Source organism: Streptomyces sp. NPDC088194 (assembly GCF_040702025.1).
In the GTDB taxonomy this organism is placed as follows: Bacteria; Actinomycetota; Actinomycetes; order Streptomycetales; family Streptomycetaceae; genus Actinacidiphila.
In genome coordinates this window covers 14,789-30,399 of sequence record NZ_JBFBIV010000096.1, presented here as the reverse complement: position 1 = coordinate 30,399, position 15,611 = coordinate 14,789, and the positions used below count along the sequence as shown (strand labels likewise).

Annotated in this window: 16 protein-coding genes; 11 read left to right on the top strand and 5 right to left on the bottom strand. The window is 73.0% G+C overall.

What is annotated here, in order from left to right; translation table 11 throughout:
- Positions 1-282: 282 nt before the first annotated feature.
- From AB0399_RS34030 to AB0399_RS34020, 3 genes are all read left to right on the top strand, one after another.
- Positions 283-687, top strand: a complete 405-nt coding sequence (locus AB0399_RS34030) for a DUF5304 family protein (protein WP_329370371.1) — start codon at positions 283-285, stop codon at positions 685-687.
- 54 nt (positions 688-741) lie between these two features.
- Entirely contained in the window at positions 742-1,683 is a 942-nt protein-coding gene (locus AB0399_RS34025) for an ROK family glucokinase (protein ID WP_328463049.1), read from the top strand.
- Positions 1,684-1,862: 179 nt separating this feature from the next.
- Positions 1,863-2,606: an endonuclease/exonuclease/phosphatase family protein gene (locus tag AB0399_RS34020; protein ID WP_366413909.1), complete on the top strand. Its 744-nt coding sequence runs from the start codon at positions 1,863-1,865 to the stop codon at positions 2,604-2,606.
- Positions 2,607-2,759: 153 nt separating this feature from the next.
- Here the strand turns inward: AB0399_RS34020 and AB0399_RS34015 are convergent, their stop codons facing one another.
- Complete coding sequence (locus AB0399_RS34015; RefSeq protein WP_329370373.1) at positions 2,760-3,269, bottom strand: hypothetical protein; 510 nt, start codon at positions 3,267-3,269, stop codon at positions 2,760-2,762.
- Entirely contained in the window at positions 3,262-4,041 is a 780-nt protein-coding gene (locus AB0399_RS34010) for an alpha/beta fold hydrolase (protein ID WP_329370374.1), read from the bottom strand. The genes AB0399_RS34015 and AB0399_RS34010 overlap by 8 nt, the downstream gene beginning before the upstream one ends.
- 153 nt (positions 4,042-4,194) lie before the next feature.
- Here AB0399_RS34010 and AB0399_RS34005 point away from each other — a divergent pair, with 153 nt between their 5' ends.
- From AB0399_RS34005 to AB0399_RS33985, 5 genes are all read left to right on the top strand, one after another.
- On the top strand, positions 4,195-4,902 hold the full coding sequence (locus tag AB0399_RS34005) for a lysophospholipid acyltransferase family protein (protein WP_366413908.1): 708 nt from the start codon (positions 4,195-4,197) through the stop codon (positions 4,900-4,902).
- Positions 4,903-5,131: 229 nt separating this feature from the next.
- Positions 5,132-6,445, top strand: coding sequence for a DUF5931 domain-containing protein (locus AB0399_RS34000; protein ID WP_329374373.1), 1,314 nt, complete (start codon positions 5,132-5,134; stop codon positions 6,443-6,445).
- The gene (locus AB0399_RS33995; RefSeq protein WP_329370378.1) at positions 6,442-7,227 is read left to right on the top strand and encodes a response regulator transcription factor; all 786 of its coding nucleotides are present in this window, start codon (positions 6,442-6,444) and stop codon (positions 7,225-7,227) included. Before AB0399_RS34000 ends, AB0399_RS33995 begins: the two co-directional genes overlap by 4 nt.
- A 69-nt stretch (positions 7,228-7,296) precedes the next feature.
- Positions 7,297-8,325 carry a 6-phosphofructokinase gene (locus tag AB0399_RS33990; RefSeq protein WP_366413907.1) on the top strand — a complete coding sequence of 343 codons (1,029 nt, stop codon included), beginning with the start codon at positions 7,297-7,299 and terminating at the stop codon, positions 8,323-8,325.
- A 266-nt stretch (positions 8,326-8,591) separates the two neighbouring features.
- Positions 8,592-9,278, top strand: coding sequence for a hypothetical protein (locus AB0399_RS33985; protein ID WP_366413906.1), 687 nt, complete (start codon positions 8,592-8,594; stop codon positions 9,276-9,278).
- 37 nt (positions 9,279-9,315) lie between these two features.
- On the opposite strand, the gene AB0399_RS33980 is transcribed toward AB0399_RS33985, so the two are convergent.
- Both AB0399_RS33980 and AB0399_RS33975 read right to left on the bottom strand, forming a co-directional pair.
- Positions 9,316-10,062, bottom strand: a complete 747-nt coding sequence (locus AB0399_RS33980) for a hypothetical protein (RefSeq protein WP_366413905.1) — start codon at positions 10,060-10,062, stop codon at positions 9,316-9,318.
- A 69-nt stretch (positions 10,063-10,131) separates the two neighbouring features.
- Positions 10,132-12,186: an anthranilate synthase family protein gene (locus AB0399_RS33975; protein ID WP_366413904.1), complete on the bottom strand. Its 2,055-nt coding sequence runs from the start codon at positions 12,184-12,186 to the stop codon at positions 10,132-10,134.
- Between the two features lie 283 nt (positions 12,187-12,469).
- Here AB0399_RS33975 and AB0399_RS33970 point away from each other — a divergent pair, with 283 nt between their 5' ends.
- Entirely contained in the window at positions 12,470-13,819 is a 1,350-nt protein-coding gene (locus AB0399_RS33970; RefSeq protein ID WP_329370387.1) for a class II 3-deoxy-7-phosphoheptulonate synthase, read from the top strand.
- A 157-nt stretch (positions 13,820-13,976) separates the two neighbouring features.
- Positions 13,977-14,294, top strand: a complete 318-nt coding sequence (locus tag AB0399_RS33965) for a (2Fe-2S)-binding protein (protein ID WP_329374374.1) — start codon at positions 13,977-13,979, stop codon at positions 14,292-14,294.
- Between the two features lie 22 nt (positions 14,295-14,316).
- On the opposite strand, the gene bfr is transcribed toward AB0399_RS33965, so the two are convergent.
- Positions 14,317-14,796 carry a bacterioferritin gene (gene bfr / locus AB0399_RS33960; RefSeq protein WP_329370389.1) on the bottom strand — a complete coding sequence of 160 codons (480 nt, stop codon included), beginning with the start codon at positions 14,794-14,796 and terminating at the stop codon, positions 14,317-14,319.
- A gap of 179 nt (positions 14,797-14,975) precedes the next feature.
- On the opposite strand from bfr, the gene AB0399_RS33955 reads away from it, so the two are divergent.
- Positions 14,976-15,590 (top strand): sulfite oxidase-like oxidoreductase, encoded by a 615-nt coding sequence (locus AB0399_RS33955; protein WP_366413903.1) that lies wholly within the window; start codon positions 14,976-14,978, stop codon positions 15,588-15,590.
- Positions 15,591-15,611: the final 21 nt, after the last annotated feature.

The following is a 15,611-nucleotide window of genomic DNA, read 5'->3' as shown; positions in this document are numbered from 1 at the left end:
GGGGACAGCGCACCTCAACCACGTCACCCCACTCCGTACGAAGGTCGGCCTACCCAGGGGCGCGGGGAACTGCGCGACCAGCCACTCACCGGGGGGAAGATCCGGCACTCCCCTGCAAGGGGCAGGCGCGGCGGAGCCGCACCGCGGAGTACCCGCACAAACCCAGGGGCGCGGGGAACGGCGCGAGAAGCCCACCACCGGCGGGTGGTCCCGGAACCGGGAGAAAGGGGAAAATCGGGGGGTTCAGGTACCGTCGGAGATACACACCGTTTGGAGCCGATCATGAGCGAAGCCAAGGACCGTCCCGACGCTGACGCGTGGGCGAAGGCCAGCGCGGAGGACATCGCGGCGGAGCACGCGCGGCGAAGGGCACAGGCGGGCGAGATGCCGGGCTCGGCGGCGGACGAACTGCGCAGGCTGGCGGAGGCCGTGGGGGACGCCGTGACGGAGCGGCTGGCCACCCTCCGCAACCCGGCCGTGCAGATGGCCGCGCAAGGCGTCATCTCCCAGGTGCGTTCCGTTGTCGAACCCATCAAGGAACGCAACCCGGATCTGTTCGATCACTTGAGCACCGCGGGAGCCGAACTCCTGGCGGCTTACCGCTCCGCGGTGGCCGGAGCGGAGGCGCGCTGGACCTCAGGTGGGAGCTCCGCGCGTTCAACCGCTGAACACATCGACCTCGACTGACCCCCTCTCCGGTACGGTTCTCTTAGCGGGGATCGACCGAAAACTGAGGGACACATGGGACTCACCATCGGCGTCGACATCGGCGGCACCAAAATCGCGGCCGGAGTGGTCGACGAGGAAGGCTCGATTCTCGAGACCGTCAAGGTGCCGACACCGTCGACTTCCGAAGGCGTCATCGACGCGATCGTGGCGGCGGTACGCCAGGTCAGCACCGGTCATCAGATCGAGGCCGTCGGCATCGGCGCCGCCGGCTACGTCGACGACAAGCGCGCCACCGTGCTCTTCGCGCCCAACATCAACTGGCGGCACGAAGCGCTCAAGGACAAGGTCGAACAGCGCGTCGGGCTGCCCGTCGTGGTGGAGAACGACGCCAACGCGGCGGCGTGGGGCGAGTACCGTTTCGGCGCCGGACAGGGCCACTCCGATGTGATCTGCATCACGCTCGGCACGGGGCTCGGCGGCGGCATCATCATCGGCAACAAGCTGCGCCGCGGCCGGTTCGGCGTCGCCGCGGAGTTCGGCCACGTCCGCGTGGTGCCCGACGGCCTGCTCTGCGGCTGCGGCAGCCAGGGCTGCTGGGAGCAGTACGCCTCCGGCCGCGCCCTGGTCCGGTACGCGAAGCAGCGTGCCAACGCCACCCCGGAGAACGCCCAGGTGCTGCTCGCCCTCGGCGACGGCACCCCGGAGAGCATCGAGGGCCGGCACATCAGCGCCGCCGCCCGGCAGGGCGACCCGGTCGCGATCGACTCCTTCCGCGAGCTGGCCCGCTGGGCCGGCGCCGGCCTCGCCGACCTCGCCTCGCTCTTCGACCCGTCCGCGTTCATCGTCGGCGGCGGCGTCTCGGACGAGGGCGAGCTCGTCCTCGACCCGATCCGCAAGTCGTTCCGGCGCTGGCTGATCGGCGGCGAGTGGCGGCCGCACGCCCAGGTGCTCGCCGCCCAACTCGGTGGCAAGGCAGGGCTGGTGGGGGCGGCGGACCTGGCCCGCCAGGGCTGAGCGCTCGGGTCCGGCCCGGACCGGAAACGGACCGACTGGACCCGACCCGACCGGTCGCACCGGACCCGGTCCCACCGGACCGGTTCCACCCGACCCATCCCACCCGACCGGTTCGACCTCTCCGGCTCGACCCCTCCGGTTCGAGCCGACCCGGACGACACGACGAAAGCGCAGCGCGAGTGGAAGATCTGCCGAGTTCCGCCACGGAGCCAGGGGGCTCGGCGGTCATCCGCGTACTGAGTTACAACGTCCGCTCGCTGCGGGACGACACGGCGGCGCTGGCCCGGGTGATCCGTGCCTGCGCCCCCGACCTCGTCCTGGTCCAGGAGGCCCCGCGGTTCTTCCGGTGGCGCAAGGCCGCGGCCCGCCTCGCCGAGTCGACCGGGCTCTTCTACGTCACCGGCGGCGCTCCCGCCGCCGGGCCGATGGTCCTCGCGTCCCTGCGGGCCCGGGTGATCCGCACCGAGGACATCCTGCTGCCGCGCACCCCCGGGCTCCACCAGCGCGGCTTCGCCACCGCCGTGCTGGGTTTCGGCGGAACCCGGCTGTCCGTGCTCAGCGCACACCTCAGCCTGCGCGCCGACGAGCGCGCCGAGCAGGCCGACCTCCTGCTGCGCCGCCTCGACGCCCTCGGCGAGGAGCACCGGGTGGTCGGCGGCGACCTCAACGACCCGCCCGGTGGGCGCGCCTTCCGGCGGCTGGCCGGCACCCTCCAGGACGCCTGGGCCACCGAACCGTGGGGCGGCGAGCCCACCTCTCCCGCGCTCGGTCCCCGTCGGCGGATCGACGCGATCTTCGCCTCCACGGGCATCCAAGTCCTCGGCGCCGGCGTCCCGTTGGACCTCCCGGGCGTCAAGCGCACCGACCTCGCCTCGGCCACCGACCACCTCCCGGTGCTGGCGGCCCTGCGCGTCCCGGCCTAGCGCCTTCCCGTCCCGGTCCGGGGCCCCGCGTCCCGGCCCGGGGTCACGCGCGTCCCGGCCCGGGCCGTTTCCTCCGGACGATGTCCGGGCCGCCCCGACGACGGCCGGGCCACCCCGACGACAGCCGGGCCGCCCGTGCGGCCGGGCCGCCGGTCAGACGACGGCGCCGCCGTCCGGGCGTTCGTCGTCCTCGTCGCCCGTCCGCATCCGGGCCACCAGCGTGGCGAACCCGCCGACGAACCCCCCGACGCCGACCAGGATCACCCACCAGGTGATGTCGAGCTGGAGCAGGACGTAGACGAGCAGCAGCAGCGGCCCGCCGAGCACCGCGAGCCAGGCGAACTTGGTGGTGACGTCGGCCTCGGGCAGCGGCGGCGGCTCCGGCGGGACGTAGTGCGCGTCCTCGTCGTCATCCTCGACTTCGTAGTCCCGCGGCCCGGAGATCACCGGGTGGATGACGATGCTGCGGGTCGGCGGCGGGGTGATGGCCGCGGGGTCCTCGGCGGGCGGCGTCTTCGGCTGGTCCGGCGTCACGTTCTCGGCCTCGGGCCAGGACCCGGCCCCGGGTTCGGGCTCCTCGTCGTAACCGGCGACCAGGGCCGCCCAGGCGGCGTCCTCGTCGAGCGGCGCGGCGCCCTCGTCCTCGCGATCGGCGTCAGCCACCGGCGGTGACCTCCTCGGTGGCCGTGGTCGCGGACAGCCGCTCGATGAACGCGTGGGACTCGGCGAAGATCCGCTCGGCGTCGTGGTCGAGGGTGGCGACGTGGTAACTGCGTTCCAGGACCAGCTCGGTGACGTCGGTGGAGGAGATCCTGCCCAGCACCATCGCCGTGTTGGACGGGTGCACCACGTGGTCCTCCCTGCTGTGCAGCAGCAGCACCGGCTGGGTGACCTGGGGCAACGACGCGCGCACCACCGGCCAGAACTTCGTCAGCGAGTGCAGGGCGCGCATCGGCACCCGGGAGTAGCCCAGTTCGACGCCGCCCTCGCGGGCGATGTCGCTGGCGATGCCCGGCGCGGACGGCAGGATGTGCCGCAGCAGCGGTACCGCCTTGATCTGCAACCCGTCGGCCTTCACCGACGGGTTGACCAGGACCAGCCCGCTGATCGCGGCGCCGTGCTTCTCGGCCAGCCGCAGCGTGAGGGTGGCGCCCATGGACAGGCCGCACACGAACACCCGGGAACACGAGTCGAGCAGCGACCGCAGTGCGCGGTCCACCTCGGCGTACCAGTCCGGCCACCCGGTGGCCTGCATGTCCTGCCAGCGGGTGCCGTGTCCGGGCAGCAGCGGCACGGACACGGTCAGCCCCCGCTCCGCCAGGTACTCGCCCCACGGGCGCATCGACTGAGGGGAGCCGGTGAAACCATGGCAGATCAGGACACCGGTCTCGCCGCCTTCATGGCGGTACGCTTCTGCTCCGGGCATGAGCGGCACCGTGCATCTCCTGTTCAACGACGCGTACGCGGGTACACGGGAGTCGGACGTTCAGCGTACGCGGACCCGATCCCCAGGGGTAAGCCCCACCGGCCCCCGCGCGGGTTAAGGTCATCGCGACGGCAACAGGAGGCCCCGTTGTTCTACGGCGCGATGAAGATCGTTCTCGGCAAGCCGATCAAGGCTGTCTTCCGCCCGTGGGTGGAGGGGATGGAGAACATTCCGAAGGACGGTCCGGCGATCCTCGCCAGCAACCACCTGTCCTTCTCGGACTCCTTCTTCCTGCCGTCCATGCTCGACCGCAAGGTCACCTTCATCGCGAAGGCGGAGTACTTCACCACCCCTGGGGTCAAAGGGAAGTTGACGGCCGCGTTCTTCAAGGGCGTCGGGCAGCTCCCGGTCGACCGCTCCGGCGCGCGCGGCGCCGGCGAGGCCGCGATCAACAGCGGGATCGCGGTGCTCGAACGCGGTGAGCTGTTCGGGATCTACCCCGAGGGGACGCGCTCGCCCGACGGCCGGCTCTACCGCGGCAAGCCGGGCGGCCTGGCCCGGGTCGCCCTCGCCACCGGCGCGCCCGTCATCCCTGTGGCCATGATCGACACGGAGAAGGTCCAGCCGGTGGGGCAGGTCATGCCCAAGCTCTCCATCCGCCCGGGCATCCGGATCGGCCGGCCGCTCGACTTCTCCCGCTACAACGGGATGGAGCACGACCGGTTCATCCTCCGCTCCATCACCGACGAGGTGATGTACGAGATCATGAAGCTGTCCGGGCAGGAGTACGTGGACATCTACGCGACGGCGGCGAAGCGGATGATCGCGGAGGCGGCGAAGGCGGACCCCCCGTCCGATCCGGAAGCGTGAGTCCCGGGACCTTCTCGGGTGGGGCGGCCTGATCCGCGCCGTCGGGGCTGAGCTCGGGTACCGGCCGCGGGCCGGTGGGTGGTTGCGCGCTCCGTTCTCCCCGGAGCTCCGCCTGGGAGGCGCCCCCTGCGCGCTGATTTCGTGCGGGTCCTCCCGTGAAAAGAGGGCAGCGCACCCGGGGCCCGGGGGAGACTGGCGGTTCGGGGGAAAGGAACGCGTGGCCGTGAAGATGTCGGTGGAGCTGCCGCTGTGGCGGGCGTTGCTCGCGTATCGGGTGCTGACCTGCGGGTACGCGGTGGCGCTGTACGTGCATGCGTCCGGGGAGCTGCGGCACCCGCTGCCGGGTGGCGTGTACATGGGCGTACTGACGCTGTGGACGTTCGCCACGCTGGGCCGGGTGAAGAACGCGGCACGCTGCACGCCCGCGTTCCTGGTGGTGGACCTGGCCGTCGCGGTGACCGGAGTGCTGCTGACCGCGGTGGTGGACGCGCCCGCGCGGATAGAGTCCGGCGCGTTCACGCTTCCGTCGATCTGGACCGCCGGATCGGTGCTGGCGTGGGCGGTGAAGGGCGGCTGGCGCTGGGCGGCGCTGGCCGCGTCGGTGGTGGCCGCGGCCGACCTCGTGGAGCGCGGCACCCCCAGCCCGGAGACCCTGCACAACCTGGTGCTGGTGTGGATCGCGGCGATCGCCATCGGCTACGTCGTCGAGGTGGCCCGGGCGAGCGAGCGCACCCTGGCCCGGGCGCTACAGATCGAGGCGGCCACCCAGGAACGGGAGCGGCTGGCCCGCGACATCCATGACAACGTGCTCCAGGTGCTCGCGATGGTGCAGCGCCGGGGCGACCAGGCGGGCGGCGAGGCGGCGGAACTCGGCCGGCTGGCCGGCGAGCAGGAGGTGGCGCTGCGTTCGCTGATCTCGGGCACCCCCGAGCCGTCGCCGACCGCTCCCGACGGCTCGCCCGTGCCGGACTGCCCGGTCGACCTCGGGACGCTGCTGGCCCGGTACGCCTCCGGCCGGGTCACCGTGTCGGCGCCGGGCACGCCGGTGCCGCTGGACCCGGGCGCCGCGGCCGAGCTGGCCGCGGCGGTCGGCGCGGCACTGGACAACGTCCGCAACCACGCGGGCGAGCAGGCGCACGCCTGGATTCTGCTGGAGGACGAGCCGGACGCGGTGCTGGTGACCGTGCGGGACGACGGCCCGGGCATCGCGGAGGGCCGGCTGGCCGCGGCGGCGCAGGAGGGGCGGCTGGGCGTCGCGCAGTCGATCCGGGGCCGGTTGCGGGACCTGGGCGGCAGCGCCGAGGTCCTCTCGGTGCCCGGCCAGGGCACGGAGGTGGAACTGCGGCTGCCGAAGGCGGTGCCGGAGAAGGGTCGGCTCCGGCGTACGGGCCCGCACCCGGCGACCGCGGAGCCGCGCCCCGCCGCCGTATCCCCCGCGCTCCCGCGGCCGGGGACCGTACCCGGCGGCCCGGTAGCCTCGGCCGTACGCACCGAACCGGCCGGTACCGACGCCGGCCGGACCGAAGGGGGACCCACGCCATGACCCTCGGCACCGCCGAGCACGCCGGGCCGGACCGGCCCGTGACGGTGATGGTCGTCGACGACCACCCGATGTGGCGGGACGCGGTCGCCCGCGACCTCGCCGAGGCCGGTTTCGAGGTGGTCGCCACCGCGGGCGACGGGCCCGAGGCCATCCGCCGGGCCCGTGCGGCCCGCCCCCAGGTGCTCGTCCTGGATCTGAACCTGCCCGGCGCGTCCGGGGTACAGGTGTGCAAGGAGGCCATCGCCCACGACGCGGCGCTGCGGGTGCTGGTGCTGTCGGCCAGCGGCGAGCACACCGACGTACTCGAAGCGGTCAAGTCCGGTGCGACCGGCTACCTGTTGAAGTCCGCCGGGCGGGCCGAGCTGGTGGACGCGGTACGCCGTACGTCGGCCGGCGACCCGGTCTTCACCCCGGGCCTGGCCGGGCTGGTGCTCGGGGAGTACCGCAGGCTCGCCACCGAGCCGGTGCCGGCGAAGTCCGACGAGCCGGCCGCGCCGCGGCTGACCGAGCGCGAGACGGAGGTGCTGCGGCTGGTCGCGAAGGGCCTGAGCTACAAGCAGATCGCCCAGCGCCTGGTCATCTCGCACCGCACCGTGCAGAACCACGTGCAGAACACCCTCGGCAAGCTCCAGCTGCACAACCGGGTGGAGCTGGTCCGGTACGCGATCGCGCGCGGCCTCGACGACGAGGGCGGCGAGGAGGGCCGGGCCGACGCGCGCGGCCGGGGTGACCAGGGCGCCCGGGGGAGCGCGGCGGACGACCGCAGGGACGGCGACATGTGACCCAAGTCACGCTAGCTTGGCGGAGGTTGCACATCCGGCACAGCTGGCTTGCGACGAAGGGAAGAGTCCATGCGGGTCGGAGTCCTGACCGGCGGCGGAGACTGCCCCGGCCTCAACGCGGTCATCCGCGGCATCGTCCGTAAAGGCACCCAGGAATACGGCTACCACTTCACCGGCTTCCGCGACGGTTGGCGCGGCCCCCTCGAAGGGGACACCGTACGTCTCGACATCCCCGCCGTCCGCGGCATACTGCCGCGCGGCGGCACCATACTCGGCTCCTCGCGCACGAACCCGCTCAAGGTGGAGGGCGGCGCCGACCGGGTCCGGCGCACCCTCGCCGAGGAGGAGGTCGACGCGCTCATCGTGATAGGCGGCGAGGACACCCTCGGGGTGGCCGCCGAACTGTACGAGCGGCACGGCATCCCCTGCGTCGGCGTCCCCAAGACCATCGACAACGACCTGTCCGCCACCGACTACACCTTCGGCTTCGACACGGCGGTCAACATCGCCACCGAGGCGATCGACCGCCTGCACACCACCGCCGAGTCGCACATGCGGGTCCTGGTGGTCGAGGTGATGGGCCGGCACGCCGGCTGGATCGCGCTGCACTCCGGCCTGGCCGGCGGCGCCAACGTCATCCTCATCCCCGAGCAGCGCTTCGACCTCGACCAGGTCTGCGCCTGGGTGGAGAGCCGCTTCAAGATCCGCTACGCGCCGATCGTGGTCGTCGCCGAGGGCGCGATGCCCCGCGACGGCGACATGGTGCTCAAGGACGGCACCCTCGACTCCTTCGGGCATGTCCGGCTGTCCGGCGTCGGCGAGTGGCTCGCCCACCAGATCGAGAAGCGCACCGGCAAGGAGGCCCGCACCACAGTGCTCGGCCACGTCCAGCGCGGCGGCACCCCCAGCGCCTTCGACCGGTGGCTGGCCACCCGGTTCGGGCTGCACGCCATCGACGCGGTCCGGGACGGCGACTTCGGCACGATGGTCTCGCTGCGCGGCACCGCCATCGTGCGGGTGCCGATCGGCGACGCGACCGCCCGGATCAAGACCGTCGACCCGGCCCTCTACGCGGAGGCGGAGGTGTTCTTCGGGTAGCGCGGCCGTCGCTTCCCCGCCGCGGGTGCGCCCCGGTGACGGCTGACAGGTTCGGGCTCCGGTCCCGCCTCGGTCCGGCCCTGGTCGCCGCCCTGGTCGCGGCGCCGGACGCACCGGTTCCGCACGTTGCCCGACTCATGGCCTACGGCGCTTGCCGTAGGCCATCCGCGCGCCCTACCATCCCTCCACCCGGCATGTCCGGCCGCTTTGGTTTTCCCCTTCTCGTCCTGTCCCCACCTTTTTTGAGCACCTGAGGAGCGCCCGGTATGACGGGTGTTGTGGGAGGGCACGCGGTGCCCGTACTCGCGGTCGCAGGCGGCACCGCTTCCGGCAAGTCCACCCTTGCGGAAGCGCTGGCGCGGCACCATCCCGAGACCGTCGGTCTCGTCCACCTCGACGACTTCTACGTGCCCGCGCACGATCCGGGGCGCGGGGTGCGGACGTTGAGCGCGACCGGGGCGGAGACGCTCGACTGGAACCATCCCGGTTCCATCGACGAGGACGCCGTCGCCACCGCGATCGACGCGGCGGCCACCGGCGGGCGGCACCGGCTCGTCGTCGTGGAGGGGCTGTTCGCGCTCACCCTCCGCGCGGTCGCCGAGCGCGCCACCTGGCGGGTGTACGTGGACACGCCCGACGACATCCGGCTGGCCCGGAAGATCCTGCGCAAGATCGAGGTCTTCGGGCAGGACCCGGGGGTCTCGCTGCGCAACTACCTGCTCAGCGGGCGGGAACGGCACGCGGAGTACGTGGCCCCCGCGCGGGACCGGGCCGACCTCGTCCTGGACGGGACGACGTCGGAAGCCGGGCTGCTGAGCGCCGTCGCGCACCTGGTGGGCGACGTGCTGGGGCTCGGCGTGGAGGGGCTCGGCGCGGAGCCCCGGCACGTCGGGCTCGGCGCCGAGGCCCCGCACGCATCGCACGCCTCGCACGCGCAGCCCCTGGCCGTATGACCCCGGCGGCCCCGGCCCCGGCCGGATCGCCGTCCGGTCACCAGCTCTCGCGGAGGACGGCCAGGGCGAAGGCGAGCCGCAGGTCGAGCCAGTCGGCCCGGGGGACGTAGGGGCGCTGGCGGCCCTGGCCCGGGAGGTAGTCGAGGACGTCCTCGTCGCCGGCCCGCCAGGTCACCGGCTTCGACGAGGAGCGCCCGCTGTCGCCGGTGCTTTCGCCGTCTCCGTCGCCGTCGAGCCCGATGGCGCTCAGCGCCAGGCCCACCGCGACCACGGCCGCGGTGCCGACCGCCGCCGTGGTCACCCGGCCCGCCACCTCACGGGTCGAGCCGGTCGCCCAGTGGTGGCGGGCCACCACGTTCGGGTGTCCCGGCTGCTGGAACCACAGGGTCTGCTGGACGGAGCGCTTGGCCCGCGGGGTGCGGAACACCCGGCCGATCTCGGCGCCGGCCGGGTCGACCACCCGGTGGCCGTCGACGTCCCCGCGGTCCGCGGTGTCCGTCCCCGTCCCGGCCAGCGGCAGCACCCGGCACACCGGCGCCCTGTCCAGGGCGCCGTACAGGTCGTACAGCTCCTCGGCCGTGTGCGGCTGTTCGATGAACACCGCGGGCGCGAACCGGTTCTCGCCGCCGTTCGGCACCCGGACCGCCGGCGGCCCGTAGGCCGGGCGCACGATGCGGCTCTCGTCGCCCCGCACCCGCCGGCCGACGACGAAGCGGGTGACCTCCCGCCACGGCACCGGGTCCTCCTCCGGCGGCAACTGCGGCCTGTTGCGGCGGAATCCCATGACTGCGCTCCCTCCCCCGAGCCGCCCGCCCCGTCGGCCGGGCGGCCCCCGAAAACCACGCCGACCACGCTATACCGGCGGTCGCACCGCCCGGGCGGTGGTGGCGATGTGGGTGAGGAGCCCGGCGGCGAGGGCGGCGCCGTCGAGGGAGAGCACGGACTCGGGGTGGAACTGGATGCCCGCGAAGCCCGGTCCGCGCAGCGCGTGGATGTCGCCGGAGCCCGGGTCGCGGCTCAACTCGATGCCGTGCATGGCCAGTTCCTCGGCGGCGTCGGCGTCGCAGCGGGCCGTGAAGGTGTTGTAGAAGCCGACCGTCGTACGGGTGCCGAAGTAGTCGACCACCTCCTGCGCGCCCTGCGCCGGGTGGTCCTTGCGGACCAGGTCGAGGCCGAGTTCGGCCGCGATCAACTCGTGGCCGAGGCACACCCCGAGCAGCCCGTGCGCGTGGTCGCGCACCAGGTCGGCGGTGAGGGCGCGCAGGAACCGCATCTTGGCGTCGGCGGTGTCCGCCGGGTCGCCGGGGCCGGGGCCGAGCACCACCGGCCCGAGGTGCGCCAGCGCGGCCTCCCGCAGCCCTGGCTCGTCGTAGCGCCGTACGGCCACGGTGCGGCCGGAGGAGCGCAGCACGTGCGCGAGCATCGCGGTGAAGGTGTCCTCGGCGTCCACCACCAGCACCGGTCCGCCGGACGCCGCGTCGCCGTCGGCCGGGGCGGTGGCCGGGCCGCCGGTCCGCATCCGCAGCCAGAACGGCGCGAGCTTGGAGCGCCGGGCGTCCAGCGCGGCCCGCACCCGGATGTCGTCGGCGAGCCGGGGCGCGGCCGAGCCCGCGCCGGACCCCGCCGAGGCCCGGCGCGTCCCCGCGGGCGGCGCGAGCACCCCGAGCGCGGTGAGCACCCCCGCGGCTTTCGCGTGCGTCTCGGCGACCTCCGCGTACGGGTCGGAGTGCCGCACCAGGGTCGCGCCGACCGGCACCTTCAACTCGCCGGCGGGGGAGATGTCGGCGGTGCGGATCAGGATCGGCGAGTCCAGCGTCTGGGCGCCGCCCGCGTCCCGCCCGAGCAGCGCGAGCGCGCCCGCGTAGTAGCCGCGCCCGGAGCCGTCGCTGCCGCGCGGTTCGTACCGCTCGATCACCCGGCAGGCGTTCTGCACCGGCGAGCCGGTGACGGTGGCGGCGAACATCGTGTCGCGCAGCACCTCCCGCACGTCCTTGCTGGAGCGCCCGCGCAACTCGTACTCGGTGTGCGCCAGGTGCGCCATCTCCTTGAGCCGCGGCCCGATCACGACCCCGCCGAGGTCGCCGACCGTGCACATCATCTTCAGCTCCTCGTCCACCACCATGGTCAGCTCCTCCACCTCCTTCGGGTCGTGCAGGAACTCCAGCAGCCCCTCGGCGGACGGCCCCTGCGCCGGGTAGCGGTAGGTGCCGCTGATCGGGTTCATCACCACGGTGCCGCCGGACATCCGCACATGCACCTCCGGGCTGGCGCCGACCAGCGTCCGCTCGGGGGTGTGCACCGTGTACGTCCAGTACGCGCCGCGCTCGCCGCGCAGCAGCCGGGCGAACAGCGCCAGTTCCCCCAGAACCCTCGCCCGGGAGGTGCCCCCGGCCGCCGGGTCGAAGTCCGGGAGGTAGCCGCGGAAGGTGCGCCGGATCACGAAGTTGGCGCCCTCACCGGTGCCGATCTCGTCGTCGATCACCTGCCGCACGATCCGCGCGTACGCGTCGTCGTCGACGTCGAACGCGCCGCCCTCGACCCGCACCTCGCGCCCGCCCGGCAGCGCCTCCAACGCGGCCAGCACCTCGGCGAGCGGGAGTTCGTACGCCTCCTGCGGGCGCAGCACGGCCAGCGGGGTGCCGTCGTCGTGGACGTCGAAGCCCCGCTCGCGGATCTGCCGGAACGGCACCAGGGCCAGCGCGTCGGTGACGGGGGCGCCGGGCGCGCCGGAGGGCAGCGGGATGCCGGCGAGCGTGTCGGCGTGCTCGATCGGGCCGAGCAGCACCTCCACCACGTCCCGCGGGCGGCCGGGGGTCTGGCGGTGCAGCAGGGCGAACGGCGGGCAGCCGGGGGTGAGCAGGCGCTCCACGAGTCGCGCGGCGGTGGGAGGCGGGGCGGAGAGGGGCACGGCGGGCGTTCCTTCCTTGACGGGCGGGGAAGGGGGCGGCCGGACCCGGAAACACCGAAGGCCGCCCCCTGGGCGGCCTTCGCGAGGTGATCTGCGCGCGATGTCTAACGGGCCGCCGGAGAAGCGGTCCGCCAGCAGGTGTGCTGGGTGGTGCGGGTGATCATCGCGGTCATGGCACCGACCCTACCGCACCGCGGCGGCAGCCGTCCGTATCCGGTGGCGAGATGTCTCATCCACTGAGCGGCCCGATCCGGCACCCATCGGACCCCGTACTGTGGAGCCCGTGACCGTGAAAGCCGAAACCCATGCCGGGGTCAACACCTGGCAGTCTCTTCCCGCGGCGCAGCAGCCCGAGTGGCCGGACCCCGAGGCTCTGCGCGACGTGATCGCCGAGCTCGCCTCGTATCCGCCGCTGGTCTTCGCCGGCGAGTGCGACCAACTGCGCAGCCGCATGGCCGCGGTGGCCGAGGGCAAGGCGTTCCTCCTGCAGGGCGGCGACTGCGCCGAGGCGTTCGACGCCGTGGGTGCGGACCAGATCCGCAACAAGCTCAAGACGCTGCTCCAGATGGGAGCGGTGCTCACCTATGCCGCGTCGGTGCCGGTGGTCAAGGTCGGCCGGATCGCCGGGCAGTACAGCAAGCCGCGCTCCAAGCCGACCGAGACCCGCGACGGCGTCACGCTGCCGACCTACCGGGGCGACTCGGTCAACGGCTTCGAGTTCACCTCCGAGGCCCGCATCCCGGACCCGGAGCGGCTCAAGCGGATGTACCACGCCTCCGCCTCCACGCTGAACCTGGTGCGCGCCTTCACCACCGGCGGATACGCCGACCTGCGCCAGGTGCACGCCTGGAACCAGGACTTCGTGAAGTCCTCGCCGTCCGGGCAGCGCTACGAAGCACTCGCCCGCGAGATCGACCGCGCGCTGACCTTCATGGCCGCGTGCGGCACCGACCCGGCCGAGTTCCGCACGGTCGAGTTCTACGCCTCCCACGAGGCGCTGCTGCTCGACTACGAGACCGCGCTGACCCGTACCGACTCGCGCACCGGCAAGCTCTACGACGTCTCCGGGCACATGGTCTGGATCGGCGAGCGGACCCGGCAGCTCGACGGCGCGCACATCGAGTTCGCCTCGCGGATCGGCAACCCGATCGGCGTGAAGCTCGGCCCCGGCACCAGCCCGGAGGAGGCGCTCACCTACGTCGACCGCCTCGACCCGGACCGGCAGCCCGGGCGGCTCACCTTCATCGTGCGGATGGGCGCGGACAAGGTGCGGGACAAGCTGCCGACGCTGGTGGAGAAGGTCACCGCGTCCGGGGCGAAGGTGGCGTGGGTCTGCGACCCGATGCACGGCAACACCTTCGAGGCCGCCTCCGGCCACAAGACCCGGCGCTTCGACGACGTCCTGGACGAGGTCAAGGGCTTCTTCGAGGTCCACCACGGCCTGGGCACCCACCCCGGCGGCATCCACGTCGAGCTGACCGGCGACGACGTCACCGAGTGCGTCGGCGGCGGCGACGAGATCTTCGTCGACGACCTGCACCAGCGGTACGAAACGGCGTGCGACCCGCGGCTCAACCGCAGCCAGTCGCTGGACCTGGCGTTCCTGGTCGCGGAGATGTACCGGGGCCAGTAGCACCCCGGGAGACCCGGCGCCGAGACCAGGCACCGAGATACGGCAGAGGGGCGCGGATCACATCGATCCGCGCCCCTCGTGGCTTTTCTTCCGCCGGGACCTCTGGGTAAGGTAAGGATTACCTCAGTAGCCCTTGGCCTCGATCGGCGGTGACCGCGTGTACGTCTGCTCCTGCTTCGGCATCACCGAGCAGCAGGTCAAGCAGCACGCCGAGGAGGGCCGCTGCACCCCGCGCCAGATCGCCTCCGCCTGCAAGGCCGGCACCGACTGCGGCTCCTGCGTCAAGCGCATCCAGGCGGTCCTGGGCCGCGGCGACGGCTGCGCCACCCGGACCAGGCTGGAGCCGGCGAAGGCCCCGGTGGAGCCGGCGACCGCGCCGCGGGAGCCCGTGACGGCGCCCTTGGAGCCCTCGGTGCTGCCGCAGCCCGGGTCCGTACCGCCGGCCCTGCCGCTGCCGCTGCGGCGCGTCGCCTGACCGGGCACGGCCCCGCCCCGCGTCAGCTCTCCGGCTGCTCGATCTGCTGCGCGATGTAGAGCGGCTCGCCCAGCTTCTCGATCAGCCCGAGCTGCGTGTCCAGGTAGTCGATGTGGTGCTCCTCGTCCTTGAGGATGTCCTCGAAGAGCCGCGCCGAGGTGACGTCGGACTTCGACCGCATCAGCTCGATGCCCCGGCGCAGCCGGTCGATCGCCTCGACCTCCACCAGCCGGTCGGCCTGGAACATCTCGGTGACGGTCTGCCCCACCCGCACATGGAACAGCCGCTGGTAGTTCGGCAGGCCGTCCAGCAGCAGGATGCGGTCGGTGATGATCTCGGCGTGCCGCATCTCGTCGAAGGACTCGGCGCGGGTGTTCTTCGCGAGCTTCGTCCACCCGAAGTTGTCCTGCATCTTCGCGTGCAGGAAGTACTGGTTGATCGCGGTCAGCTCGGCCGTCAACTGCTCGTTGAGGAACTCGATGACCTCGGGGTCGCCCTGCATGGCAACGCCGTCCTTCCCGTTCGGGCTCGACAGTTCCGGGCATCCTCGCACCGCCCAGCGGCCTGTTCCAGTAAGTGCACGCTTACGGCGGCGCCGCCCGGCGCGGCGAAACCCCTGGTGGGGGCGGTGAGCGGCGCCTCGCGGCGGAAGCATCGCGGCGGGTCTGTCACCATGGGGGTATGGGTCGGCACGAGCATCCGGAGGGGCGGCTCCCCCCGGGGCAGCGGCTCCAGCGGGGCTGGCCGGTCACGCACTACGGCCCCGTGCCCCGCTTCCGCCCCGACCGCTGGGACTTCCGTGTCTTCGGTGCCACCGCGCAGGGGGCGCGGCCGGTGTGGAACCACGACGAGTTCTCCGCGCTGCCGTACGCCACCGTGGTCGCCGACTTCCACTGCGTCACGAAGTTCTCGATGACCGGGATGGAGTGGGGCGGGGTCGCCGCCACCACCGTCGCGAAGCTCGCGCCGCCCGCGGAGGACGTCACCCACGTCATGGTCTGGGCCGAGTACGGCTTCAGCTCCAACCTGCGCATCGACGACTTCCTCGACGACCTCACGATCTTCGCGACGCACGAGAGCGGTCAGCCGCTCACCGCCGAACACGGCTTCCCCGTCCGCCTGGTGGTCCCCAAGCGCTACGCCTGGAAGGGGCCCAAGTGGGTCCGCGGCATCGAGTACATGACGGCCGACCGCCGCGGGTTCTGGGAGGAGCGGGGCTACCACAACGTCGGGGACCCCTGGAGCGAGCAGCGCTACTCCTTCCAGGAGACCCCGGGCGACGGCCCCGAACTCTAGGCGGCGTCGGGGGAGTCGGCC

Excerpts from the sequence above, each read along its gene's own strand:
- AB0399_RS34030 (WP_329370371.1), top strand. The coding sequence starts at position 283 with ATGAGCGAAGCCAAGGACCGTCCCGACGCTGACGCGTGGGCGAAGGCC.
- AB0399_RS33980 (WP_366413905.1), bottom strand. The coding sequence starts at position 10,062 with ATGGGATTCCGCCGCAACAGGCCGCAGTTGCCGCCGGAGGAGGACCCG.
- bfr (WP_329370389.1), bottom strand. The coding sequence starts at position 14,796 with ATGCAGGGCGACCCCGAGGTCATCGAGTTCCTCAACGAGCAGTTGACG.
- AB0399_RS34025 (WP_328463049.1), top strand. The coding sequence starts at position 742 with ATGGGACTCACCATCGGCGTCGACATCGGCGGCACCAAAATCGCGGCC.
- AB0399_RS33995 (WP_329370378.1), top strand. The coding sequence starts at position 6,442 with ATGACCCTCGGCACCGCCGAGCACGCCGGGCCGGACCGGCCCGTGACG.
- AB0399_RS33985 (WP_366413906.1), top strand. The coding sequence starts at position 8,592 with ATGACGGGTGTTGTGGGAGGGCACGCGGTGCCCGTACTCGCGGTCGCA.
- AB0399_RS34005 (WP_366413908.1), top strand. The coding sequence starts at position 4,195 with ATGAAGATCGTTCTCGGCAAGCCGATCAAGGCTGTCTTCCGCCCGTGG.
- AB0399_RS33955 (WP_366413903.1), top strand. The coding sequence starts at position 14,976 with ATGGGTCGGCACGAGCATCCGGAGGGGCGGCTCCCCCCGGGGCAGCGG.
- AB0399_RS33990 (WP_366413907.1), top strand. The coding sequence starts at position 7,297 with ATGCGGGTCGGAGTCCTGACCGGCGGCGGAGACTGCCCCGGCCTCAAC.
- AB0399_RS34000 (WP_329374373.1), top strand. The coding sequence starts at position 5,132 with ATGTCGGTGGAGCTGCCGCTGTGGCGGGCGTTGCTCGCGTATCGGGTG.